The following is a 22981-nucleotide window of genomic DNA, read 5'->3' on the forward strand; positions in this document are numbered from 1 at the left end:
TCGGTCAGTATTGCGTCCACCCTAACAGGATGGTGGCGCAGCGCACAGCGATTTCTCCCCTGCCGACCCTCCCGCGCCACCCTGTCCATATGGCCAGTTGAATTAGAGCCTATCGGTGTGCGTTTAATGGTCCAGCCTTAGGTAAGGCTAACCTCACTTGGAAGGACCACCATGACCTCCACCAGTTCAGCCGTCCGCCGGGATCCGCCGTCGGGGACCGGGGCCGGTCCTTGCACCGGCCGGGATCCCGGGGCTCCGCCGCCGTCGCGGGCCAGCCCGGCAGCCGCGAGCGTGCTCCTGTCCGGGGACACCGCCGGGGACTTCCTCCGGGACCACGGCGCGGCGGCACTGCTGGCCGCGGAGGCCCTCGTCCGGGCTCCGGGCCCCACCACGGGTCCCGCCGCCGACGACCTCGAGAGCAGGCTCGACGGCGTCGACCTGAAGGTGCCGCTCGGCTCGACCGAGGCCGCCCTCGAGGAGGCGGTGGCGCTCTACCTGGACGACGCGGTGTACTTCCACCACCCGCGCTACGCGGCGCACCTCAACTGCCCGGTGGCCGTGCCCGCCGTGGCGGCCGAGGCCTGGGTCAGCAGCATCAACTCGTCCATGGACACCTGGGACCAGTCCGCCGGCGCCACGTTCATCGAACGGCGCCTCGTGGACTGGGCCGCCTCGCTGGCGGGGCTGGGCGCGGAAGCGGACGGGATCTTCGGCAGCGGGGGGACACAGTCGAACCTGCAGGCCCTGCTGATGGCCCGCAACCGTGCGGTGGCCACCCTCCCGGGCCCCCTCCCCGAACGGTTGCGGGGACTGCGGGTCTACGCCTCGCAGGAGAGCCACTTCAGCATCGTGCGCTCTGCGTCCCAGCTGGGACTCGGCGCGGAGGCGGTGGTGGGCATCCCCGTGGACGGCGACCACCGCATGGACCCGGTGGCCCTGGAACGCGCGATCGCCCGCGACCTCGCCCAGGGCCTTCGCCCCCTGGCCGTCGTCGCCACGGCCGGCACCACCGACTTCGGCGCGATCGACCCGCTGGCCGCCTCCGCCGGGGCCGCCCGGGCCGCCGGCGCCTGGTTCCACGTCGACGCGGCCTACGGCTGCGGGCTGCTGGCCTCGCCGACGCGCCGCCACCTGCTGGACGGCATCGAGCTGGCGGACTCGGTGACCGTCGACTTCCACAAGTCCTTCTTCCAGCCCATCGGGTCCAGCGCCCTGCTGGTCCGGGACGGGGCACGGTTCGCGCACATCACCCACCACGCCGACTACCTGAATCCGGGCCGGGACCCCGCCAGCCCGAACCAGGTGGACAAGTCGCTGCAGACCACCCGCCGCTTCGACGCGCTCAAGCTCTGGGTCACTCTGCGCTCCGTGGGCCACGAGGCCCTCGGCGCCATGTTCGACGCGACGCTCGACCTCGCGGCCGACGCCGGCCGGCAGGTCGAGGCGTGCCCCGGACTGGCCCTGGCCGCTCCCGTGCACCTGGGCATGGTCGTCTTCCGCTACGAGCCGGAGCTGGATCCGGGGCCGTGGGCCCCGGGAGAGGCCCCCGGGCCGGCAGCGGTCGACGAGCTCAACGACGCGATCCGCGGGGCCCTCTACCGCTCGGGCGAGGCCATGGTCGCCGCCACCACCGTCGGGGGCCGGCGTCACCTCAAGCTGACCCTGCTCAATCCCCGCACCACGTCCGCGGACGTCGCCGGGATCCTGGCCGGGATCGTCCGGCACGGCCGGGCCCTCACCCCCGCGGAGGTGACGGCATGAGCACCCATGACGTGATCGCCGTCGGCGCCGGGCCGTTCAACCTCGGCTTCGCCGCACTGGCGGTGCCCGCCGGGCTCGATGCCGTGGTCCTGGAGTCGCGGGAGGGACCGCAGTGGCATCCGGGCATGATGCTCGAGGGCACCCACCTGCAGGTCCCCTTCCTGGCCGACCTGGTGACCCTCGCCGACCCCACCCACCCGCTGTCCTTCCTGGCCTTCCTGAAGGAGTCCGGGCGCCTGTACCCCTTCTACATCCGGGAGGACTTCCACGCGCTGCGCTCGGAATACTCCCGCTACCTGGCCTGGGCCGCACACCGGCTGCCGGTGCGCTACGGCCACCGGGTCGTCGCCGTCGAGCACGACGGCGACGCCTACCGGGTCACCGCGCACACGCCCGACGGGCCCCGGACCCTGCGGGGCCGGAACCTGGTGCTGGGCACCGGCACGGATCCCCTCCTGCCCGACGCCGTCCCCGCCGCCCTGCGCGAGGACCCGCGCGTCGTGCACTCCTCCGGCTACCTCCCCGCCCGGGAGCGCCTCGCGGAGGCCGGCCGCATCGCGGTCGTGGGCAGCGGGCAGAGCGCCGCCGAGGTGTTCGCGGACCTGCTGGGCCGCCCGGGGCAGGACCGGCACGTGGAATGGCTCACCCGCTCGCCGAGGTTCTTCCCCCTGGAGTACACGAAGCCCACGCTGGAGATGACCTCCCCGGACTACGTGGACCACTTCACCTCCCTGCCCCAGCAGGTCCGGGACCGGCTGGGTGCCTCGCACGCACCGCTGTACAAGGGAGTCAACGCCGAGCTGCTCGACCGCATCTACGACATGCTCTACGAGGCCAGCGTCCACGGACCGGCTCCGGCCACCCTGCGGACCTCGACCGCCCTGGAGGACGTGCGGGAGGACGCGGGCCGGCTGCGACTGACCCTGCGCCACGCCGACGACGGCGGGGTGCACGGCACGACCGTCGACGCCCTCGTGCTGGCCACCGGGTACGGCTACCGGGAACCCCGGTTCCTGCGGGGCATCGAGGACCGCCTGTCCCGGTTGCCGGACGGCCGGTGGGACGTGGACCGCGGTTACGGCATCGGGGTGCACGGCGACGTGTTCGTCCAGAACGCCGAACTGCACACCCACGGGTTCACGGCCCCGGACCTCGGCATGGGCGCGTACCGCAATTCCGTCCTCGTCAACCGCCTGGCGGGGCGGGAGCACTACGCCGTCGAGGACCGGATCGCCTTCCAGGCGTTCGGCTCCCCCGGTGCCGAGAACCTCACCACACCCACCCGATCGACCGCCATCCTCGAGGAGGCACTGCGATGACCAGCCCGACAGCCACGGGGGACCACCGGCCCCGGTTCACGTTCCGTCCTGTCCGCCCCGACGCGGACGCCGCGCTCCTGCACTCCTGGCTGGCCACGCCGCGGGCCCGGTTCTGGGGCATGGAGTGCGCCGGCGAGGCGGAGGTCCGGGCCGAGCACGAGCGGATCGCGGCCGATCCGCATCACGCCGCGCTGCTGGCCCTGGACGGTCGACGAGACGGCCTGCCGGCCTTCCTGCTGGAGACCTACGACCCGGCCCACTCGGTGCTGGCCGGCCGCTACCCCTGGCGTCACGGTGACGCCGGGCTGCACCTGTTGCTCCCCCATCCGGCCGGCGCCGGGGGCCCCGAGGCCGGTTTCAGCGCCGCCGCGATGGACGCGGCCCTGGCACACCTCTTCGCCGACCCCGCCGTGGTGCGCGTCGTGGTGGAACCGGACGCCCGCAACACGGCGATCCAGGCGCTCAACGCCCGGTGTGGGTTCCGTCCGGCCGGGCGCGTGGAGCTGCCCGCCGCCGATGGCGCCCCGGCCAAGACGGCCCAGCTCTCGTACTGCACGCGGGTGGACTTCGCCGCGGCGACGGGGCGTCCCAGCGGTGCGGTGCCCCACCTCAACCCGGAACGCTGGGCTGCGGCGAACCGCCACGTGACCGCCAAGGCCATCGCGGAGTTCTCGCACGAGCGCCTCCTGGCCCCCGGCCCCGACCCGGCCACCGGTGACGACCCGGCCGGGCAGCGGTGGGTCCTGCACGGCCCCGGGGTGCGCTACCGCTTCCGGGCCCGTCGCCACGCGCTGGAGCACTGGGACCTCGACCCCGGGTCACTGACCTGCGAGGAACGGGTCCCGGCCGGGGCGCAGGACGGGACCGGCGCCCCGGACGGCACCGCCTGGCACCCGGCCGCGCCGGACGCCCAGCGCTTCATCACGGCGTTCCGGGAACCCCTGGGCATCTCGGACCGGCAGTTGCCCGTGTACCTGGAGGAGGTCGGCAGCACACTCGCCTCGCACTGCTACAAGCAACTGCACTCCACCGCCACGGCGGAGGAACTCGCGGCCGGCACCGGGGACCCGCTGGCGGACTTCCAGCGGATCGAGGCCGCCATGACCGAGGGGCATCCCTGCTTCGTGGCGAACAACGGCCGGCTCGGCCTGGGCGCCGAGGACTACCTGGACCTGGCGCCCGAGACGGGATCGGCGATCCGGCTCGAGTGGGTCGCGGCCCACAGCTCCCGGGCCCGGTTCTCGGCCGTGGAGGGGCTCGACCTGGACTCCCTGCTCGAGGCCGAGCTGGGACCGGAGCAGCGGGCGGTGTTCCGGCGCCGCCTCGTCGAGGCCTGCCACCGCACGGGGCTGGACCCGGACGACTTCCTCCCGCTGCCGGTGCACCCCTGGCAGTGGCGCAACCGCCTGGCCGTCACGTTCGCCGGGGATGTCGCCACGGGCCACCTCGTCCATCTCGGCCCCTCCGCGGACCTGTACCAGCCGCAGCAGTCCATCCGGACCTTCATGAACCGGACCGCTCCGGGACGTCATTACGTGAAGACGGCCCTGTCCGTGCTCAACATGGGGTTCCTGCGCGGCCTGTCCGCGGCGTACATGGACGCCACGCCGGCGATCAACGACTGGCTGGCCGGGCTGTTCGCCGACGATCCCGAGCTGGACCCGTCCCGGGTCCAGCTGTTGCGGGAGACGGCCGCCGTCGGGTACTCGAACCCGTTGTTCCACGCGGCCACGGACCGGCACTCGGCCTACCGCAAGATGCTCGCCGCCCTGTGGCGGGAGTCCCCGGCCGAGCGCATCGGGCAGGGCGAGGCCCTGGCCACCATGGCCTCGCTGCTGCACGTGGACGCCCGGGGCACACCCTTCGTGGCCGCCCTCGTCCGGCGCTCGGGGCTGGAGACGGCCGACTGGCTGGAGCGCTATCTCGAGGCCTACCTCGTGCCGATCGTGCACTGCCTGGTCCGCCACGACCTGGTGTTCATGCCCCACGGGGAGAACGTGATCCTGGTGCTGCGGGACGGTGTCCCGGTGCGGGTGCTGCTCAAGGACCTGGCCGAGGAGGTCGCCGTGCTGGGCGAGCGCACCCTGCTGCCGGAGGTCGTCCGCCGCCTGCGCGCCGAGGTGGACCCCGAGGACCACGGCCTGTCCATCCTGACGGACGTCGTGGACTGCTTCCTGCGGTTCCTGGCCCCGTTGCTCGTGCGCGAGGGGCTCATCACCGAGGAGGGCTTCTGGGCCGTGGTGGCCTCGCGGCTGACGGCGTACCGGGCCCGGCACCCCGAGTCCGCGGACCGTTTCGACTCCCTGCGCCTGCTGGAGCCCACCTTCCGGCTGTCCTGCCTGAACCGCCTGCAATTGCGCAACAACCAGCAGATGGTGGACCTGGCGGATCCGGCCGGCTCGCTCGCCTACGCCGGGGAGCTGGACAACCCCCTGGCCGCGGCGGCCGCCGTGCGTTCCTAGCGGGGCGGGAGCCGAGGACGACCGTGGCCCGGACCGTGATGGTCCGGGCCACGGTCGCGTGGGCTCCCCAGGAGCCCGGAGCGATCAGCTCCAGTCGAAGAAGCCCTTGCCGGACTTGCGCCCGAGCTCGCCGCGGGCGACCTTGTCCCGCAGGATGGCCGGCGGCTCGAAGCGCTCGCCCAGGGTCGAGGCCAGGTACTCGGCGATGCCGAGGCGGACGTCCAGGCCCACGATGTCCGTGGTGCGCAACGGGCCGGTGGGGTGCTTGTAGCCCAGGACCATGGCGTTGTCGATGTCCTCGGCGGTGGCCACGCCCTCCTCGACCATCCGCATGGCCTCCAGGGCGATGGCCACGCCGAGGCGGGAGGAGGCGAAGCCCGGGGCATCGTTGACCACCACGGCGGTCTTGCCCAGCCCCGCGGTCCAGGACCGGGCGGCGTCCACCAGTTCCGGCGCGGTCTGCTCACCGATGACGACCTCCACGAGGGTGGAGGCCGGCACCGGGTTGAAGAAGTGCAGCCCCAGGAAGCGCTGCGGACGCTCCAGCTCCCTCGCCAGGCCGGTCACGGACAGGCTGGAGGTGTTCGAGGCCAGCACCGCGCCCTCCGCGAGGTTGCGCTCCACCGCCCGCAGCGACTCCACCTTCAGGTTCCAGTCCTCCGGCACCGCCTCGACGACGAGCTCGCGGTCGGCGAAGGCCTTGCGGTCCACGGAGACGGTGAACCGCTCGAGGATCGCGTCGAGGTTGCCGTCCAGCACCCCGCGCTCGAGGGACTTGGCGGTCGAGGACTCCACGCGCTCCTGCGCGGCCTCGGCCGCGGCCTCATCGCGCTCCACGACGACGACGTCGGAGCCCTTGATGAGGAAGGCGTGGGCGATGCCCGCACCCATGCGGCCGCCGCCGAGCACGCCGACGGTGGCGGGGACGGACGGGGTGATCTCGGGCGCGGACGCCCCGGTGGTCTCGGTCATGAGGGCCTACTTCCTGTTCTTCTTGTCGAGAAACGCCTGCATGCGGTCGAACTTGGCCTGGGACTCGAAGAGCATGCCCTGGGCCAGGGTGTCGATGACGGGATGGACCTCCCGGGGGGTGTGGAACACGGACTTGGTGATGCGCACCGCCAGCGGGTCCTGGGCACCGATCCGGTCGGCCAGGGCGTGGGCGGCGTCCATCAGCTGCTCCGGGGCCACCAGCTCGGTGATGAGCCCGGCCGCCAGGCACTCCGCGCCCTTGAGCACCTTGCCGGCCAGCAGGATCTCCTTGGCCAGCGGCTCCCCCACCAGTTCCTTCAGCCGCCAGGTGGCGCCGGCCGCGGCCAGGATCCCGAGGTTCGTCTCGGGATTGCCCATGCGCAGGGCCTCGGTGCCGATCCGGAAGTCGGCGGCATAGGCCAGCTCGGCCCCGCCGCCGAGGGCGTAACCGTCCAGGGCCGCGATGACGGGCATCGGCAGCTTGGCGATCCGGTCGAAGATCGTGGAGTTGATCCCGGCCAGCGCGTCGTCCCGGCGGCGCTCACGCAACTGGGCGATGTCCGCACCGGAGGCGAAGATCCCCTTGGTCCCGGCCTCCGTGTCCGACGGTGTCCCGGTGAGGATGAGGACCTTCGGCGCGGCCTCCAGGTGGACGCAGACGGCGTGCAGCTCGTCGACCATCGTCTGGTCGATCGCGTTGCGGACCTCGGGCCGGTGCAGCCGGGCCACCAGCCGGTCCTCGCGCTCCTCGATCGCCAGCGTGGTGAACCCGCCGGCCTCCAGTGTCTGGGATCGCGTCATCAGACGGACTCCACCAGCAGGGCGGACCCCTGCCCGACGCCCACGCACATGGTCGCCAGGCCGCGGGCGCCCGCGGACGCCTCCCTCTCGAGGCGGCCCAGCAGGGTGATGACGAGGCGGGATCCCGAGGAGCCGAGCGGGTGCCCGAGGGCGATCGCGCCGCCGTCGTTGTTCACGATCCCGGCGTCCAGGCCCAGCTCGCGCATGCTGGCCAGGGACTGCGAGGCGAACGCCTCGTTGAGCTCGACGGCGGCGAGGTCGCCGACCGCGGTGCCGGTGCGTTCCAGCACCTTCCGGGAGGACGGGACCGGGCCCATGCCCATGATCTCCGGGGCCAGTCCGGCGGAGGCGCCGGCCAGGATCCGGGCGCGCGGGGCCAGCCCGTACTTCTCGACGGCGGCCTCGGAGGCGACGACGATCGCGGAGGCGCCGTCGTTGAGGGTGGAGGCGTTGCCCGCGGTCACGACGGAGCCGCCCTTGACGACCGGGCGCAGTCCGGCCAGGACCTCGGCGGTGGTGCCGGGGCGCGGGCCCTCGTCCGTGTCCACGATCGTCTCGGCACCCTTGCGGCCCTTGACGGTCACGGGCACGATCTCCTCGGCGAAGCGGCCCGCCTCGATGGCGGCCAGCGCCCGCTCGTGGGAGCGGACGGCGAAGGCGTCACAGTCCTCGCGGGAGGTGTTGTAGACGCGGGCGACCTCCTCGGCCGTCTCCGGCATGGAGTAGGTGGCCTTGCCGCCGCGGGAGTACTCACCGGAGAGGAACGCGGGGTTGGGGAAGCGCCAGCCGATCGAGGTGTCGTACACCTCACCGGGCTTGGCGAAGGGCTTGGCCGGCTTCTCCATCACCCACGGGGCGCGGGACATGGACTCCACGCCGCCGGCGACCACGACGTCCGCGGCACCGGCCTGGATCATGTGCGAGGCCATCTGGATGGCGCTCATGCCCGAGGCACACAGGCGGTTGACGGTGATCCCCGGGACGTGGTCCGGGAAGCCCGCGAGCAGCCAGGCCATGCGGGCGACGTTGCGGTTCTCCTCGCCGGCACCGTTGGCGTTGCCGTAGATCACCTCGTCCACCACGTCCGGGGCCAGGCCGGCGCGCTCGACGGCGGCGCGGACCGTCAGCGCGGCGAGGTCGTCCGGGCGGACGGAGGACAGGGCCCCTCCGTACCGGCCCACCGGGGTGCGGGCGCCGCCGATCAGGAATGCTGCAGTCATGGGACTCCGTTCGCGGGAACTTCAGGGGTGGAGGCCGAATTACCGACCGATCGTTCACCTACAGTATTCCGCGTCACACGGGGTGGGGCAAACAGATGACCTGACGGGCGGGGATGCACCCCCGGACGCGCCCGGCACCCCGGCGGCCCCCTTAACGGGGCCTGGCGGCCGGTTCCGCCCCCGGACCCCGATGAGGGGATTGTGGGAGCGGGACCGGCCGCCAGGTCCGTGGCGGGTGCCGGGGGTCAGGCGATCAGGCCATGGCCTCGGTCTCGACGTTGGCCTTCGTCGGCACCTTGCGGTCCGAGCCCTCCTGCAGGACGAGCTGGTAGACGCCGTTGGCGTCGTGCGTCTCGCGGCCGGTGACCGGCGGGTTGAACACGCAGGCCATGCGCAGCTCGGTGGTCGCGCGGACGGTGTGCTTCTCGTGGCCGTCCAGCAGGTACATCGTGCCGTCCCGGAGCTCGTGCACCTGACCGGTCTCCTCGTTGGTGAGGGTGCCCTCGCCCTGCACGCAGTACACGGCCTCGATGTGGTTCGCGTAGTGGAACGTGGAGGTGGTGCCCGCGTAGATGACGGTGTCGTGGAAGGAGAAACCGACGCCCTCACCGGCCAGGACCATGCGGCGCGAGCGCCAGGTCTCGGACTGGATGTCGCGGTCGGTGTCGTTCAGGTCGTTCAGGTTGGTCACCAGCATGGGTGGTTCCTTTCAGTCGGGTGGACCGTTACGAGCACGGCGGAGGCAGGGACACGCCGTGTGGACCGACACTCCTCGTGCTCGTAACCGGCAGGGGTGAAGGGGTGGGTGGCTCAGGCGCTGGCCAGTTCGCGGGCACCGGGCCGGTAACCGACCTCGGTTCCGGTCACGGCGGCGACGGCGTCGGCGATGATGCCCAGGCCGCGCTCGAGCTCGGTCCGCGGGGTGGTCAGGGCCGGCATCACCTTGAGCACCTCGTCGTCGGGGCCGGAGGTCTCCACCAGCAGGCCGTTGTCGAAGGCACGAGCGGCGACCTTCCCGGCCACCTCGGCATCCTCGAAGCGCACGCCCGCCAGCAGTCCGCGGCCGCGCACCGAGGCGCCCTCCACGGAGTCGGCGATCTGCTCCAGGCCGTCATGCAGGGTCGCGATGGCCTCGGCGAGCTGGCCCAGCTGGAAGGTGTCGTCCGCCCAGAACTCCTTGAGGGTGGCCGTGGCCGTGACGAAGGCCAGGTTGTTGCCGCGGAAGGTGCCGTTGTGCTCGCCCGGGGTCCACACGTCCAGCTCGGGACGGAACAGGGTCAGCGCCATCGGCAGGCCGAAGCCGGAGATCGACTTGGAGACGCAGACGATGTCCGGGGTGAATCCGGCCTCCTCGAAGCTGAAGAAGGTGCCGGTCCGGCCGCAGCCGGCCTGGACGTCGTCGACGATCAGCAGGATCTCGTGCTTGGCGCACAGCTCGGACAGGCCGCGGAGCCATTCCAGGCGGGCGGCGCGCACGCCCCCCTCGCCCTGGACGGTCTCCACGATGACCGCGGCGGGCTTGTCCACGCCGGAACCGGAGTCCTCCAGGACCCGCTCCAGCCACAGGAAGTCGGCGGTCTCGCCGTCGAAGTAGTCGTCGTACGGGATCTTCGAGCTGTTGGTCAGGGGGATACCGGCCCCCTTGCGCTTCATCGAGTTGCCGGTCACGGACAGCGACCCGAGGGTCATGCCGTGGAAGGCGTTGGTGAAGGACAGGATGTGCTGGCGCCCGGTCACCTTGCGGGCCAGCTTCAGGGCGGCCTCCACGGTGTTGGTGCCCGTCGGGCCCGGGAACATGACCTTGTAGTCGAGACCGCGCGGATCCAGGATGACGTCCTTGAAGGTCTGCAGGAACTCCCGCTTGGCCGGGGTCATCATGTCCAGGGAGTGCACGACCGCGTCGCTGGTGAGGTACTCGGCCACGGCGGCCTGCAGCTTCGGGTGGTTGTGCCCGTAGTTCAGGGCGCCGGCACCCGAGAAGAAGTCGAGGTACTCGGTGCCGTCCTCGGCGGTCTGGATGCAGCCCTTGGCGTGGGTGAAGACGGTGGGCCAGCCGCGGCTGTAGCTGCGGACCTCGGACTCGACGGTGCTGAAGACAGTGGTATCCATGGTGTGTCCCTTTCGGATGGGGTCGATCTGCGGCCCGGAGAGGGGCGCGATCCGGTGGAGGTATTCGGTGTCATGTCCGTCCGGGTACATCCGGTCGGTGAACAGCGGCATGACCTCGCGGCTGGCGCCGTGGCGCTGGGCGAAGCGCGTGAACAGGGCGATGGAGGCCTCGTTGTCCGCGGTGATCGTGGTCTCCACGGTCTTGGCGGACGTCCGGGCGACGAGCGCGTCGAGCATCTTCGAGGCGAGCCCGCGGCCACGGGCGGCCTCGGAGACCGCGACCTGCCACACCATCAGGGTGGTGGGCGACTCGGGCCGCAGGTAGCCGGTCACGAAGCCGACCGGCTCGCCGTCGAGTTCGGCGATCACGGAGGTGTCGGCGAAGTCCCTGGCCCACAGCAGGTAGGCGTAGGAGGAGTTGAGGTCCAGGACCTGCGAGTCCTTCGTCAACTGCCAGAGCGCTGCACCATCGGCGGCCCGCAACGGGCGGAGGGTGAGGCTGTTCGGACGGGTGGTCAGTGGTGTGTCTGCATCATCTGCCATCCATTCCAACCTAACGAGCTGAGTTTCGATTTCAACCCGAGATCCGCGAAATCCGGGGGTTCTGGGCCCCGGGAGGCCGTCCTGGAAGGCGGGTTCGGAGGGCCGGACTTCCGCGAGCTGACGCGGTTGCTCGGGCAAACACTCAGTACACGGAAGGCTGCTCAGGGATCTTTACCGTTTCGTTATATTCAGGGGTCGAGGCCGAGGCTCCCGCAGCCCCACGTCCCCCTTCACGGCACCCTTCGGGCCGCTTCCCCGGGCCACTCCGCTACATTGCTGGAATGACCGCACCCCATCCGGACCGCACCCTGCCGCCCTTTCCCGGGGGAACCGACACCCTCCCGGCCCATGGCGCGGACGGCGCCCGGGACGATCGGGGCGACGCCCCCGCCGGCCGGCCGTCCCTCGTGCTGGGCCGGATGGAGCAATTGATGCGGGTGAGGCTGTTCCGCGGCCCGGAGGAGGGCGTGGCCGGGGCCCGGACGGGGACGATGACGACCGGCCCCTGGGTCCAGGACCCGGAGGACCGCCCCTTCGGCGCCGCGGCGGCGGTGATCATGGACAACACGCTGGCCACGTCCCTGCACGCCGCGGAACGCCGCCTGCAGTGGATCGTCACCACGGAACTGGTGCTGAACGTCCTGCGACCGCTGCCCGCGGACGGCACCACCCTGGAGTCGTGGACCCGCACCCTGGTGGCCGACGGCACGGGCGGGATGGCCTCGGGAACCCTGCGGGGGCCGGACGGCACGGAGTACGTCCAGGCGACCGGCTGGTTCCAGGGCGTGGACGGGAACGATCCCGCCGCCGTCGGGCACTTCATCGCCATGGCAGGCCTGCCCATGGGGCCGGACACCGAGGTTCCCCTCGGACAGGTCCTCGGCGCCCAGCCCACGACGCCGGCCCCGAGTGCCGGGCGACCAGAGGTCACCGACGCCTTCGGGGCCGGATGGGGCTTCGCGCGCAAGGACGAGCTGCGCAACCCGCACGGGGCCGTCCACGGCGGCGCCCTGAGCATGATGGCGGCGCTGGCGGCCCAGCAGGCCATGCCGGACCGCGCCGGATACGACCTTCAGTCACTGCGGGTCATGTTCCTGCGGCCGGCCGGCGGCGAGATCGCCTCGCGGGTCCGGGTCCGGCACGCCGGGAGGTCGCTGCGGATCGTGCAGGTGGAGCTGTACGGCGCCGGGAACGGGCCCGACGCCAAGCCGTTCGTGCAGGCCGAGGCGGTCTTCCACCCGGCCCGCTGAACCTCAGGTCAGGCGGCCTGCTGGGCCGCCGGCCTGGCGGCCTTGCCGCGGTCCAGCCCGAGGTCCTTGAGCGGGGTGCCGTCGATGGCCTGGGCCATGACGTCCTCCGCCTCGACCGCGGTGATGTCCAGGACGATGGCCACCTCGGCGGCGAGCACCTCGACGGCCTCGCGGTGGAGCATCCGCTCGGCCATGGACAGTTCCTTCTCGGCCTGGCGGCGGTGCAGGTCGCGGACGACCTCGGCCACGCGGGGCAGGTCACCGGTGGACAGCTTCTCCTGGAAGGCCTTGATCCGGCGGGACCACTGCTGCTCGACGTGCTCGCTCGGCTTGGCCAGCAACGACATCAGCTTCCGCACGGTGGTGTGGCTGCTGACGTCGCGGACACCGATGTCCTTGATCCCGGCCTCGGGCACGGAGATGCGCAGCCCCTTGTCCTGGATCTCCAGATCGACGTACGCCACGTCCTTGCCCTTCAATTGCCGCACCTGGCGGTCGAGCACGACCGCGGGTCCGTGGTGGGGGTGGACGACGAACTGACCGGGGACCAGACGCATGGGTGGGGTGCACCTTTCTCTCGACAAGGCCAAAGCGACACACGGCAGCGGCTCGGGGCACTACCGGGAATTTGGCCTATTCATTTTCTCATTTCCTGAACGAAAAATCAATTCCTCTCAGCGGTTCTCCCCGGCAGGCGTCGCCGGATCGTCTATCATCCCCGGCGTCCCCGGGGTCATCAGCGGGCTGGCCTCGGCGAAGTCTCCGGCGTTGTACCGCAGCCGGGCGAGGATCCCGTTCAGGGCCGTCACCTCGCCGTCGTCGATGCCCAGGTCCCCGAAGACCTCCCGGTTGAGGGCCCGGGCGGCCTGCAGGGCCAGGTCGCGTCCCTGCGGGGTGATCTCCACCAGGTTGGCCCTCCCGTCGGTGGGGTGGGGCTGGCGCTGGACCAGCCCGGCGCGGCCCAGCCGCTCGACGGTGTTCGTCACCGACGTGGGGTGGACCTGGAGCCGGCTCGAGGCCTTCGCCAGGGGCAGGGCCCCGGTCTTGGAGAACCCCAGCAGGGTGAGCATCTCGAACCGCGCGAAGGTGAGGTCCAGCGGCCGCAGGACGGCATCGATCCGGGCCAGCAGGATCTGCTGGCTCCGGAACAGCGAGGTGACCGCGGCCATCCCGTCGGCCGCGTCCCCCCACCCGCGTTCGGTCCAGTGCCGGTGCGCCTCGCCCACGGGGTCGGTCCGGAGGGTCTTGCTCATGACGCGCTGCCCGCATCCACCACCCGGGTGCCCGGCCGGCGCACGGAGTCGGGCCCGCCGTTCCAGGTGAACCGCGGGGTCTGCTTGGCCAGGAACGCCCGGGCCCCGATGGCGGGGTCCTGGCTGGCGGCCATCTGCTCCTGCCAGTGGTCGCTGACCGGCGCCAGGTCCCCGCCCGCGGCCGCCACGTCCACGATGTCCTTCATGGCCTGGATCGACAGTTGCGACCGGGAGGCCAGGCGCTGGGCGAAGTCGTCCACGTCGTCCCAGAAGGTGTCGGCCGGGTGGACGGCCTGGACCAGGCCCAGCCCGTGGGCGCGCTCGGCGTCCACGAAGTCACCGCTGAACAGCAGGTACTTGGCCGTGGACGGGCCGGCGATGCGCACCAGGCGTTCGATGCCGGCCACCGGGTAGACGATCCCGATCTTGGCCGGCGTGATGCCGAAGGTCGCGTCCGACGAGGCCAGGCGGATGTCGCAGGCCGCCGCGATCTGCCACGCCCCGCCCAGGCAGTACCCCTGGACGGCGGCGAGGGTCGGCTTGTGCAGACCGGCCAGGGCCGCCTCGCCCCGGGCGACCGCGCCGCCGTCGTGACGGCCCGATTCCTCGGTCCTCAGGATGCTGTCCAGATCGGAGATGTCCGCGCCCGCGGAGAAGTCCGTCCCGTCACCGCGCACCACGACCACCCGGACGTCCGGGTCCTCGGCGAGGTCCCGGCAGACCGGGACCAGGCCGAGCCACATCCGTTCGGTCATGGTGTTGCGCCGGCCCGGATTGGACAGGGTGATCGTGGCGATCTGTCCTGACCTGGAGACCTGCACCGACCCTCCCGGCCGGGTCGGCTCCCCCGCCGCCGGCACCGCTGCGCTCATGGACGCACCGTCTCGGTGACGATGCCCGCCTCGACGAGCCCGGCGATCTGGCCCTCGTCCAGTCCGAGCCCCTCCAGGACGGCGCGGGTGTCCTCACCGAGGGCCGGCGGGGCCTTGCGCACCCCGGCCGGCACGCCGTCCACGCTCAGCGGGCCGCGCAACAGCGGCAGCGGCGAGCCGTCGATCCGCTCCACCCGCTGCACCATCTGCAGGGCCTGCACCTGCGGGTCCTCGAAGGCCTGGGCATAGGTGTAGATCGGCCCGGTCGGGATGCCTGCGGCACGGAATTCCTCGATCCACTCGAGTCCGGGACGGTGCTGGAGGCGCTCCTCGATGAGCTCGGCGAGCTCCTGCCTGTTCTCGGAGCGGTCCCGGCCGATCGCGAATCGCGGGTCGTCCTCGAGCTCGGGGGCGCCGATGATCCGGCAGAACGTCTTCCAGTGGGCCTGGTTGCCGACGGCGATGATCGCCGGGATGTCCGCGGTGCGGAACACCCCGTACGGGGCCAGGACCGGATGGTTGTTGCCCTGCGGGACCGGAACCGTGCCGGTGGACAGGTAGTTCTGCCCCTGGAACGCCGAGATGGCCAGGCCCGCCTCCAGCAGGGAGGTGCCCACCTGGTGGCCCCGGCCACCGTTGCCGGCGCGGCCGGCCAGCGAGGCGCACACCCCGACGGCGGTGAACACGCCCGCGTAGAGGTCCATCACCGGCACCCCCACCCGGGTGGGGGAATCGGCGTCGGGCCCGGTGACGGACATCAGCCCGGACATGCCCTGGGCGACCTGGTCCAGCCCGGCGGCCTGGGCGAGCGGTCCGGTGGTGCCGAAGCCGGAGACCGAGGCGATCACCAGTCCGGGGTTCGCCTCGCGCAGCCGCTCCGGGTCCAGGCCCATGGTGGCCAGGACCCCGGGACGGAAGTTCTCCACCAGCACGTCGGCCGAGGCGGCCAGGTCCCAGAGCAGCTCCCGCCCCTGGTCGGAGTAGAAGTCGACCGCGATCGACTCCTTGTTCCGGTTGGTGGAGTCGAAGTACAGGGAGTGCTCGTCCTCGAAGGGCGGCCAGGTGCGGGTGGAGTCCCCGCCCTTGGCCGACTCCACCTTGATGATCCTCGCCCCGAGGTCCCCGAGCAGGGCCGTGCAGTACGGTCCGGCCAGGGCCCGGGAGAGGTCCATCACGGTGATGCCCTCCAGCGGCAGGCGGGTGGGCTGTCCGGTCTGCTCTCCGGTCATGGTCAGCCCCGCAGCCTGACGTTGACCTGCTTGATCTGGGTGAAGCCCTCGAGCATGCCCTCCAGCGAGGCCTCGCGGCCCATGCCGGACTGCTTGTACCCGCCGTAGGACTGGCCCACGACCTGCCCGCCGCCCTGGTTGACCTGCACCCAGCCGGACTCGATCCGGTGGGCGGTGTTCAGCGCGTTGTCCAGGTCGTGGGTCCACACGTAGGCGGCCAGACCGTAGTGGGAGTCGTTGGCCATCTTGACCACCTCGTCCACGTCCTTCCACTTGATGGCCACCAGCACCGGTCCGAAGATCTCCTCCTGGGACAGCCGGAAGTCGTTGCGGGCCCCGCCGAAGATGGTGGGCACGTGGTAGAAGCCCTCGGTCAGCGGGCCGTCCGCGGGCACGTTCCCGCCGAGCACGGTCGTCAGGTCGGGGTGGTTGCGCCCTTCCTCGAGGTAACCGCTGATCTGGTCGAACTGGGACTGGTTGATCACCGCGCCCATGTCCGAGGCCTCGTCCAGCGGGTCGCCGACGACCATCGCCCCCAGGCGGGCGGCGAGCTTGTCCAGCATCTCGTCGTAGATGTCCTCGTGCAGGAACAGCCGGGATCCCGCCGTGCAGGACTGGCCCTGCCGGGCGAAGCGCGAGGAGAGCATCAGGCCGTCCAGGATGCCCTCGTCCTCGATCGCGTCCGGGAACACGATGGAGGGGTTCTTGCCGCCCAGTTCCAGGGACAGGTGCGCCAACCGCTCGGAGGCCTTCGCGGCCACGCCGCGGCCCACCTCGGTGGAACCGGTGAAGGAGACCTTGTCCACGCCCGGGTGGGTGGACAGGGCGTTGCCGATCACCGAGCCGCGACCGGTCAGGGAGTTCACGACGCCGGCCGGCACGTGCCGCTGGCAGACCTGGGCCAGGTACTGGATCGTCAGGGGGGCGTCGTCGGCCGCCTTGAGGATCACCGTGTTGCCCGCGGCCAGGGCCGCGGGGACCTTGAAGGCCGCGATCATCAGCGGCGAGTTCCAGGGCAGGATGCACGCGACCACGCCCAGCGGCTCCCGGCGGGTGTACTGCAGCTGCTGGTCCCCGGCGGGCAGGGTGACGCCCTTGGACTCCCCCGCCACGCCCGCGAAGTAGCGGAACAGGGACACCAGCGTGGCGACCTCCGGCCGGGCCTGGGTCCGCAGGGCGTTGCCCGTGTCCAGGGCGGTCAGCCGCGCGAACTTCTCGGCCTCGGCCTCGATGTCGGCGGCGATGGCCAGCAGTGCCTTGGCCCGCTCGGTGAAGTGCACGCTGCGCCATTCGCCGAAGGCCGTGCGGGCGGCCGCCACCGCGCGGTCCACGTCCTCGGGGCCGGCGGCCGGCACCCGGGCGATGACCTCACCGCGGCGGGAGGGGTTGCGCACCTCGCGCCACTCGCCGGTCGCCGCCTCGACGGCGCGGCCGTCGATCCACAGCAGCTGCTCGACGCCGGCCAGGATGTCACTGGCCCTCGAATCCAGGGTGATCTCGGTCATGGGGTCCTTCTCTCAGGTGGTCTGGGGTGTCCGGGGAATGGCAGTGGTCAGCGGTGGGTGAACGTGGCCGGACGCTTCTCGACGAAGGCGGCCATGCCCTCGGACTGGTCCTCGGTGGCGAAGCAGGCGTGGTTCAGCCGGCGCTCCAGGAGCACGCCCTCGGCCAGGCTGGACTCGTAGGCGGCATTGACCGCCTCCTTGGCGAGCATGGCGATCGGCTTGGACATCCCGGCGATCGTGGCCGCCAGCTCCGCGGCCTCGCGCTGCAGGTCGGCCACCGGGACCACGCGGGCCACCAGCCCGGTGCGCTCGGCCTCCTCGGCGCCCATGGTCCGGCCGGTCAGGACCATCTCCATGGCCTTGGACTTGCCGATCGCTCGGGTCAGGCGCTGCGAACCACCCATCCCCGGGATGATGCCGAGCTTGATCTCCGGCTGGCCGAACTTCGCGTTGTCCGCGGCCAGGATGATGTCGGCCATCATGGCCAGTTCGCAACCACCGCCGAGGGCGTGGCCGGCCACGGCGGCGATGACCGGCGTGCGCATCGCGGTGAACTGCTCCCAGCCGCCGAAGATGTCCGAGGTGTAGGCCTCGGAGAAGCTCAGGGTGGCCATCTCCTTGATGTCGGCCCCCGCGGCGAAGGCCTTCTCCGACCCGGTGATCACGATCGCGCCGATGTCCTCGTCGCGGTCATAGCGGATGGCGGCGTCGAGCACCTCCTGGGTCAGCTGGTTGCTGATCGCGTTGAGGGCCTTCGGCCGGTTCAGGGTGATCGTGGCGACCCGGCCCTCGACGTTCGTCAGGATGGTCTCGTAGTCGGTGGTCATGGGTGCCCTCTCACTCGTTGCTGGTACCTGCATCTGCTCGGTCATGACGGTTCTCCTGGGGTGGGACGTGGGTGGGTTCGGGTCCGGGCGGCTCCGGGCCGGCGGCGTTCAGGCCCCGGAGGCTCCGGACGCCGCGCCCGAGTGCTCGCGGATCTGCTGGATGATCGCGGAGAAGTCCTTGGTGGCGCCCTCGCCGGCCCCGAAGGCCTCGTAGATCTCCGCGGCGAGCAGCCCCATGCGGCTCTCGGTGCCGGTGGCCTCGATGGCGTGGCGGGCCAGGCCGAGGTCCTTGGCCATGAGCGCCCCGGTGAACCCGGGCCTGAAGTCCCGGTTCGCCGGCGAGGTGGGCACGGGACCGGGCACCGGGCAGTTGGTCGTCAGCGCCCAGCACTGGCCGGTCGCGTTGGAGGCCACGTCGAACAGGGCCTCGTTGCTCAGGCCGAGCTTCTCACCCAGCACGAACGCCTCGGACACCGCGATCATGGACACGCCCAGGATCATGTTGTTGCAGACCTTGGCGGCCTGACCGGCGCCGGCCTCGCCGCAGTGCACCACGCGGCGCCCGACGACCTCCAGGACGGGCAGGGCCTGCGCATAGTCCTCCGCGGACCCGCCGACCATCATGGCCAGGGTCCCGGCCTCGGCGCCCACGGTGCCACCCGAGACGGGAACGTCCAGGGACCGGTGACCGGCCGCCGTCGTGATCTCGTGCATGGTCCGGGCGTCCTCCACCGCGATGGTGGAGCAGTCGATGAACAGCGTTCCGGGCCGGGCCGCGGCCAGCAGGCCCTCGACGGGCTCGCCGCCGTCGGAACCGTCCCTGCCCTGGTAGGCGCCCAGGACATGACGCCCGGCGGGCAGCATGGTGATCACCAGGTCGGCCTCGCGCACGGCGTCGGGCCCGGAACCGGCGATCTGCACCCCGGCGGCCCGGGCCTTCTCGAGGGCCTCCGGGACCAGGTCGAAGCCGGTCACGTGGTAACCGGCCTTCACGAGGTTCGCGGCCATCGGGCCGCCCATGTTCCCCAGTCCGATGAAGGCGATGTCCGGCAGGGCACCGGATGCGGCGGTGTTCTCGGTCATGACAGGGCCTCCTTGACGGCCTGGGTGCGGGTCTGATGGTCCGTGCCGGCCGGCTCGAAGACGGCGGCGACGTCCTCGTCGCGGACGTCCTCCAGGGTCGCCGGACTCCAGCGGGGGTTGCGGTCCTTGTCCACGAGCTGGGCGCGGATGCCCTCGCTCATGTCGGCACTGCGGATCAGGTGGCGGGCCACCCGGCGGTCCTGGTCCAGCACCTCGTGCACGGAGGGCATCTGCGCCGCCCGCCGCACCAGCTCAAGGGTGACCTTGACCGACGTCGGCGACTTGGCCCGGATCTGCGCGGCCGCCTCCGCGGCGGCCGGGTCACCATCGGCCTCCAGCGCCGCGACGATCTCCTCGGCCGTGCCGGCGGCATACGCGGACTGGATCCACCGGCGGTGCTGGAGCAGCGGCGCGGGCGGGGCCTCGGTCGCGACGGCGGCGATCGCCTCGTCGGCCTCCCGTGTCTCGAGCGCGCGGGCCAGGTCCGGCAGCGCCTCCGACGGCACGAAGTGGTCGGCGAAGCCCAGCTCGACGGCGTCCGCGCCCGTGACGTGCTGGGAGGTCAGGGCCATGTGGGTGCCGAAACCGGACGGGGCGTGGGCCAGCAGCCAGGACCCGCCGACGTCGGGAAAGAAGCCGATACCCGTCTCCGGCATGCCCAGCCGGGTCCGTTCGGTGACGATCCGGTGGGAGCCGTGGGCGGAGATCCCGACGCCGCCGCCCAGCACGATCCCGTCCATGAACGCCACGAAGGGCTTCGGGTAGTCCGCGATCTCCCCGTTCATCGTGTACTCGATGTCGAAGAAGTGGTCGGCGTCCTGCGGGTGGCCCTCCGTCACGGTGCGGTGCAGGTTGACGATGTCACCGCCGGCACACAGCCCCCGTTCCCCCGCCCCCGAGACCAGGACGGTCCGGACGCCGTCGTCCTGGCGCCACTCGTCCAGGGCGGCGCGGACCGTGTCCACCATGCCGGGCGTGATGGCGTTCAGGGCCTTCGGCCGGTTCAGGACGATATGGCCCAGGTGACCCGCCCGGCGGACGATCACCTCGGGTCCTGCCGGTTGTGCCGGTGACGTCGGCGACGATGCGTCGGTGCTCATGGTTTCCTTTCCTCCGGACCGGACCGGTGCCGGCCCGGTCCTCTGGGGGTGTCTCAGGCGTCGACCAGCATGCGGCCGACGATCAATCGCATGATCTCGTTGGAGCCCTCCAGGATCTGGTGGACCCGTAGGTCCCGGACGATCTTCTCCACCCCGTACTCGTGCAGGTAGCCGTACCCGCCGTGGAGTTGCAGTGACTTGTTCGCCGCATCGAACCCGGTGTCCGTGGCCACCTTCTTGGCCATGGCGCACAATCGCACGGTGTCGGGGTCCTTGCGGTCGAGCGCGTCGGCCGCCCGCATCAGGAACGTGCGGGCCGCCTCCAGGTCGGTGGCCATGTCCGCCAGGTCGAACACGAGGGACTGCTTGGTGGTCAGCGGGGCGCCGAAGGCGGTGCGCTCCTTGAGGTAGGCGGTGGCCTTCTCCAGGGCGGCCTGCCCGCCGCCGAGGGAGCACGCGCCGATATTGATGCGCCCGCCATTGAGTCCCTTCATGGCGATGTGGAACCCGTCGCCCTCCTCCCCCAGGCGATGGGCCACCGGGACGCGGGCGTCCTCGAAGATCACCTGGCGGGTCGGCTGGGTGTTCCAGCCCATCTTCTTCTCGTTCGGACCGAAGGACAGACCGGGGGTGTCCTTGTGGACCACGAGCGTGGAGATGCCCTTGGCACCGGTGTCCGCGGTCCGGCACATCACCACGTAGTACTCGGACGTGCCGGCCCCGGAGATGAACTGCTTCACGCCGTTGAGGACGTAGTCGTCACCGTCCCGCACGGCCCGGGTGGTCAGCGAGGCCGCGTCCGAGCCGGCCCCGGGCTCGGTCAGGCAGTAGCTGCCGAGGTGCTGCATGGTCACGAGGTCGGGGACCCATCGGGCGCGCTGCTCGTCCGTGCCGAAGGAGTCGATCATCCACACCACCATGTTGTGGATGGAGATGTAGGCCGACAGCGCCGGATCCGCCTTGGCGAGCTCCTCGAAGATCAGGACGGCGTCCTTGCGGTCCAGCCCGGCGCCCCCGTGCTCCTCGCCCACGTAGATGCCGCCCAGGCCGAGCTCGCCGGCCTCGGCCAGCACGTCGACCGGGAAGTGCTTCTCGGCGTCCCAGTCCAGGGCATGGGGAGCGATCCGCTCGGTGGCGAAGTCTCGCACGGCGTCGACGAGCGCGCGCTGGTCCTCGGTGATCTGGTACATGACTGCAGTCCTTTCTCCGTGCGGCCCAGGGGTGTCGGGCCGGACTATTTGGAGATCTTGCCGGTGCGGGCGGCGATCGGGGTGGTGAACATCGGTTGGGTGAGGAACCACGCGGCGGCGATCACGACCAGCGAGACCAGGAAGATCACCAGGCCCCACCAGTCCACGACGTCCCGGGAGGTGTACATGTGGTTCAGGTTCCGCAGCGCCCCGGTGAAGAACACCAGGAACACGTGCACGATCGTGAAGGCCACGAAGTAGAGCATCACCGGGAAGTGCACCGCCCGCGCCCACTCCACCGGGTAGGCCTTGGTGAGCTTCTCGGCGCGCTCGGGCCACCAGGTGGAGAACCGCAGCCCGGAGATGATCGCCAGCGGGGCGGCGATGAACACGGTGGTGAAATAGGCCATCACCTGCAGGGCGTTGTAGTGCACCCAGCCGTTCTCGGTGGGCCAGTCCAGGGAGGCGTACTGGATCGCCCCCGAGACCATGTTGGGGAACACATCCCAACTGGTGGGCACGATCCGCATCCAGTGCCCGGTGGCGAAGAGCAGGACCACGAAGATGATCCCGTTGAGGACCCAGAGCACGTCCAGGGACTGGTGCAGCCACTGGGACAGGGAGACCTTCTTGGGGGTGTTGCCCTTCGGGGAGAAGAAGGAGTCCTTCCTGGCGGTCCAGTACCCGGGGGGCTTGCGCTCGGTGCGCACCTGCAGTCCGGTGCGGATGATCAGCACGATGAGGAACATGTTGAAGAAGTGCTGCCAGCCCAGCCACCAGGGCATGCCCGCCGGCGCGGTGGCCGGCTGGGAGGCGTGCCCGTCGTAGGTGGCGATGAACTCCTGCACGCCCTCCAGGGTGCGCAGCCACCGGGCCCCGAGCACTACGGCCAGGGCCACCACCACCAGGGCCGCGGTGATCACCACCGGGCGCACCCACGGACGCCGCGGGGCCGCCGGGGTGGCCGCCCCCGCCGGACCCGGTGTCCCCGCCCGACCCGACGGGACCGAGGGGGCAGCGCCGGAGGGCTTGGAGGCCGCGGGTGCCGCGGCCGGGGTGGCGGCAGCACGGATGGGGTTCGCGGATGCAGGTTCGGGGTCACGGGCGGGGGCGCCCCCCATGCGCTGACGCGTGGGCGCTCCGTCGGTGGTGACGGCGGGAGCGCTCACCCCGTCGGCACCGGGGGCGCCACCCATCCGCCTGCGGGGCGCAACACCGGTGGCCTCGGGTCCCGGGGCGCTGGGCGCCGTCGAAGCCGACGCCGTGGTGGCCTGGGCTGCAGGAGCACCACCCATCCGGCGCTTCGGAGCGGGGGCAGCCGCAGTGGACGGCGCGTCACCCGCGGGGGCCGGGGAGCCGGGGGCCGGGGCGTCGGGGGCTGCGGACGACGTCCCCCCGTCCTGGCCCCCCGGTGGCACGGCCTCAGCAGAACGCGCCGCCGGGGCGCCGCCCATGCGGCGCCTGCGCGCCGGAGCAGGCGCGGGT

At 71.6% G+C, this 22981-nt stretch carries 19 protein-coding genes and 1 pseudogene; 4 read left to right on the forward strand and 16 right to left on the reverse strand.

Going from position 1 to position 22981, the window contains the following annotated elements:
• The first annotated feature begins 171 nt into the window (after positions 1-171).
• From Q0283_RS04470 to Q0283_RS04480, 3 genes are read left to right on the forward strand one after another with little or no spacing between them, the layout of a single operon-like run.
• Positions 172-1761, forward strand: a complete 1590-nt coding sequence (locus Q0283_RS04470) for an aspartate aminotransferase family protein (RefSeq protein ID WP_298043304.1) — start codon at positions 172-174, stop codon at positions 1759-1761.
• Positions 1758-3080, forward strand: a complete 1323-nt coding sequence (locus Q0283_RS04475) for a lysine N(6)-hydroxylase/L-ornithine N(5)-oxygenase family protein (protein ID WP_183529880.1) — start codon at positions 1758-1760, stop codon at positions 3078-3080. The genes Q0283_RS04470 and Q0283_RS04475 overlap by 4 nt, the downstream gene beginning before the upstream one ends.
• Positions 3077-5542 (forward strand): GNAT family N-acetyltransferase, encoded by a 2466-nt coding sequence (locus Q0283_RS04480; protein ID WP_183529882.1) that lies wholly within the window; start codon positions 3077-3079, stop codon positions 5540-5542. Before Q0283_RS04475 ends, Q0283_RS04480 begins: the two co-directional genes overlap by 4 nt.
• Positions 5543-5626: 84 nt before the next feature.
• On the opposite strand, the gene Q0283_RS04485 is transcribed toward Q0283_RS04480, so the two are convergent.
• The 6 genes and pseudogenes from Q0283_RS04485 to ectA all read right to left on the reverse strand — a co-directional run.
• Positions 5627-6514, reverse strand: coding sequence for a 3-hydroxyacyl-CoA dehydrogenase family protein (locus Q0283_RS04485; protein WP_183529884.1), 888 nt, complete (start codon positions 6512-6514; stop codon positions 5627-5629).
• 6 nt (positions 6515-6520) lie between these two features.
• Complete coding sequence (locus Q0283_RS04490; protein ID WP_183529886.1) at positions 6521-7315, reverse strand: enoyl-CoA hydratase/isomerase family protein; 795 nt, start codon at positions 7313-7315, stop codon at positions 6521-6523.
• Positions 7315-8535, reverse strand: coding sequence for an acetyl-CoA C-acyltransferase (locus Q0283_RS04495; protein ID WP_010144906.1), 1221 nt, complete (start codon positions 8533-8535; stop codon positions 7315-7317). Before Q0283_RS04495 ends, Q0283_RS04490 begins: the two co-directional genes overlap by 1 nt.
• Before the next feature lie 253 nt (positions 8536-8788).
• Positions 8789-9232 (reverse strand): ectoine synthase, encoded by a 444-nt coding sequence (locus tag Q0283_RS04500; RefSeq protein WP_183529888.1) that lies wholly within the window; start codon positions 9230-9232, stop codon positions 8789-8791.
• A 113-nt stretch (positions 9233-9345) separates the two neighbouring features.
• Positions 9346-10644: a diaminobutyrate--2-oxoglutarate transaminase gene (gene ectB / locus Q0283_RS04505; protein WP_255459784.1), complete on the reverse strand. Its 1299-nt coding sequence runs from the start codon at positions 10642-10644 to the stop codon at positions 9346-9348.
• A 51-nt stretch (positions 10645-10695) separates the two neighbouring features.
• Positions 10696-11187 (reverse strand): annotated as a pseudogene (gene ectA / locus Q0283_RS04510) (diaminobutyrate acetyltransferase); the annotation flags it as partial.
• 281 nt (positions 11188-11468) lie between these two features.
• Between ectA and Q0283_RS04515 the strand changes: the two are divergent.
• On the forward strand, positions 11469-12437 hold the full coding sequence (locus Q0283_RS04515; RefSeq protein WP_183529890.1) for an acyl-CoA thioesterase domain-containing protein: 969 nt from the start codon (positions 11469-11471) through the stop codon (positions 12435-12437).
• Between the two features lie 8 nt (positions 12438-12445).
• On the opposite strand, the gene Q0283_RS04520 is transcribed toward Q0283_RS04515, so the two are convergent.
• From Q0283_RS04520 to Q0283_RS04565, 10 genes are all read right to left on the reverse strand, one after another.
• On the reverse strand, positions 12446-12994 hold the full coding sequence (locus Q0283_RS04520; RefSeq protein ID WP_183529892.1) for a CarD family transcriptional regulator: 549 nt from the start codon (positions 12992-12994) through the stop codon (positions 12446-12448).
• Positions 12995-13111: 117 nt separating this feature from the next.
• Positions 13112-13690 carry a MarR family winged helix-turn-helix transcriptional regulator gene (locus Q0283_RS04525; protein ID WP_183529894.1) on the reverse strand — a complete coding sequence of 193 codons (579 nt, stop codon included), beginning with the start codon at positions 13688-13690 and terminating at the stop codon, positions 13112-13114.
• Positions 13687-14562: an enoyl-CoA hydratase/isomerase family protein gene (locus Q0283_RS04530; RefSeq protein WP_183529896.1), complete on the reverse strand. Its 876-nt coding sequence runs from the start codon at positions 14560-14562 to the stop codon at positions 13687-13689. Before Q0283_RS04530 ends, Q0283_RS04525 begins: the two co-directional genes overlap by 4 nt.
• Complete coding sequence (locus Q0283_RS04535) at positions 14559-15791, reverse strand: CaiB/BaiF CoA-transferase family protein (RefSeq protein WP_183529898.1); 1233 nt, start codon at positions 15789-15791, stop codon at positions 14559-14561. The genes Q0283_RS04530 and Q0283_RS04535 overlap by 4 nt, the downstream gene beginning before the upstream one ends.
• 2 nt (positions 15792-15793) lie before the next feature.
• Positions 15794-17296, reverse strand: coding sequence for an aldehyde dehydrogenase family protein (locus Q0283_RS04540; protein WP_183529900.1), 1503 nt, complete (start codon positions 17294-17296; stop codon positions 15794-15796).
• A 47-nt stretch (positions 17297-17343) separates the two neighbouring features.
• Positions 17344-18123: an enoyl-CoA hydratase gene (locus tag Q0283_RS04545; protein WP_298043312.1), complete on the reverse strand. Its 780-nt coding sequence runs from the start codon at positions 18121-18123 to the stop codon at positions 17344-17346.
• Between the two features lie 108 nt (positions 18124-18231).
• On the reverse strand, positions 18232-19206 hold the full coding sequence (gene mmsB, locus Q0283_RS04550) for a 3-hydroxyisobutyrate dehydrogenase (RefSeq protein ID WP_298043314.1): 975 nt from the start codon (positions 19204-19206) through the stop codon (positions 18232-18234).
• Positions 19203-20306, reverse strand: coding sequence for an enoyl-CoA hydratase/isomerase family protein (locus Q0283_RS04555; RefSeq protein ID WP_183529903.1), 1104 nt, complete (start codon positions 20304-20306; stop codon positions 19203-19205). Before Q0283_RS04555 ends, mmsB begins: the two co-directional genes overlap by 4 nt.
• A gap of 53 nt (positions 20307-20359) precedes the next feature.
• Positions 20360-21496: an acyl-CoA dehydrogenase family protein gene (locus Q0283_RS04560; RefSeq protein WP_183529906.1), complete on the reverse strand. Its 1137-nt coding sequence runs from the start codon at positions 21494-21496 to the stop codon at positions 20360-20362.
• A 44-nt stretch (positions 21497-21540) separates the two neighbouring features.
• A complete protein-coding gene (locus Q0283_RS04565) occupies positions 21541-22422 on the reverse strand; it encodes a cytochrome b/b6 domain-containing protein (RefSeq protein ID WP_298043317.1) in 882 nt (293 codons plus the stop codon).
• Between the last annotated feature and the right edge of the window lie 559 nt (positions 22423-22981).

The organism is uncultured Citricoccus sp. (assembly GCF_937871995.1).
Classification (GTDB): Bacteria; Actinomycetota; Actinomycetes; order Actinomycetales; family Micrococcaceae; genus Citricoccus.

What these genes read in the sequence shown, in the direction of transcription:
- Q0283_RS04470 (WP_298043304.1), top strand. Translation starts at nt 172, where the DNA reads ATGACCTCCACCAGTTCAGCCGTCCGCCGGGATCCGCCGTCGGGGACC.
- Q0283_RS04475 (WP_183529880.1), top strand. Translation starts at nt 1,758, where the DNA reads ATGAGCACCCATGACGTGATCGCCGTCGGCGCCGGGCCGTTCAACCTC.
- Q0283_RS04480 (WP_183529882.1), top strand. Translation starts at nt 3,077, where the DNA reads ATGACCAGCCCGACAGCCACGGGGGACCACCGGCCCCGGTTCACGTTC.
- Q0283_RS04485 (WP_183529884.1), bottom strand. Translation starts at nt 6,514, where the DNA reads ATGACCGAGACCACCGGGGCGTCCGCGCCCGAGATCACCCCGTCCGTC.
- Q0283_RS04490 (WP_183529886.1), bottom strand. Translation starts at nt 7,315, where the DNA reads ATGACGCGATCCCAGACACTGGAGGCCGGCGGGTTCACCACGCTGGCG.
- Q0283_RS04495 (WP_010144906.1), bottom strand. Translation starts at nt 8,535, where the DNA reads ATGACTGCAGCATTCCTGATCGGCGGCGCCCGCACCCCGGTGGGCCGG.
- Q0283_RS04500 (WP_183529888.1), bottom strand. Translation starts at nt 9,232, where the DNA reads ATGCTGGTGACCAACCTGAACGACCTGAACGACACCGACCGCGACATC.
- ectB (WP_255459784.1), bottom strand. Translation starts at nt 10,644, where the DNA reads ATGGATACCACTGTCTTCAGCACCGTCGAGTCCGAGGTCCGCAGCTAC.
- Q0283_RS04515 (WP_183529890.1), top strand. Translation starts at nt 11,469, where the DNA reads ATGACCGCACCCCATCCGGACCGCACCCTGCCGCCCTTTCCCGGGGGA.
- Q0283_RS04520 (WP_183529892.1), bottom strand. Translation starts at nt 12,994, where the DNA reads ATGCGTCTGGTCCCCGGTCAGTTCGTCGTCCACCCCCACCACGGACCC.
- Q0283_RS04525 (WP_183529894.1), bottom strand. Translation starts at nt 13,690, where the DNA reads ATGAGCAAGACCCTCCGGACCGACCCCGTGGGCGAGGCGCACCGGCAC.
- Q0283_RS04530 (WP_183529896.1), bottom strand. Translation starts at nt 14,562, where the DNA reads ATGAGCGCAGCGGTGCCGGCGGCGGGGGAGCCGACCCGGCCGGGAGGG.
- Q0283_RS04535 (WP_183529898.1), bottom strand. Translation starts at nt 15,791, where the DNA reads ATGACCGGAGAGCAGACCGGACAGCCCACCCGCCTGCCGCTGGAGGGC.
- Q0283_RS04540 (WP_183529900.1), bottom strand. Translation starts at nt 17,296, where the DNA reads ATGACCGAGATCACCCTGGATTCGAGGGCCAGTGACATCCTGGCCGGC.
- Q0283_RS04545 (WP_298043312.1), bottom strand. Translation starts at nt 18,123, where the DNA reads ATGACCACCGACTACGAGACCATCCTGACGAACGTCGAGGGCCGGGTC.
- mmsB (WP_298043314.1), bottom strand. Translation starts at nt 19,206, where the DNA reads ATGACCGAGAACACCGCCGCATCCGGTGCCCTGCCGGACATCGCCTTC.
- Q0283_RS04555 (WP_183529903.1), bottom strand. Translation starts at nt 20,306, where the DNA reads ATGAGCACCGACGCATCGTCGCCGACGTCACCGGCACAACCGGCAGGA.
- Q0283_RS04560 (WP_183529906.1), bottom strand. Translation starts at nt 21,496, where the DNA reads ATGTACCAGATCACCGAGGACCAGCGCGCGCTCGTCGACGCCGTGCGA.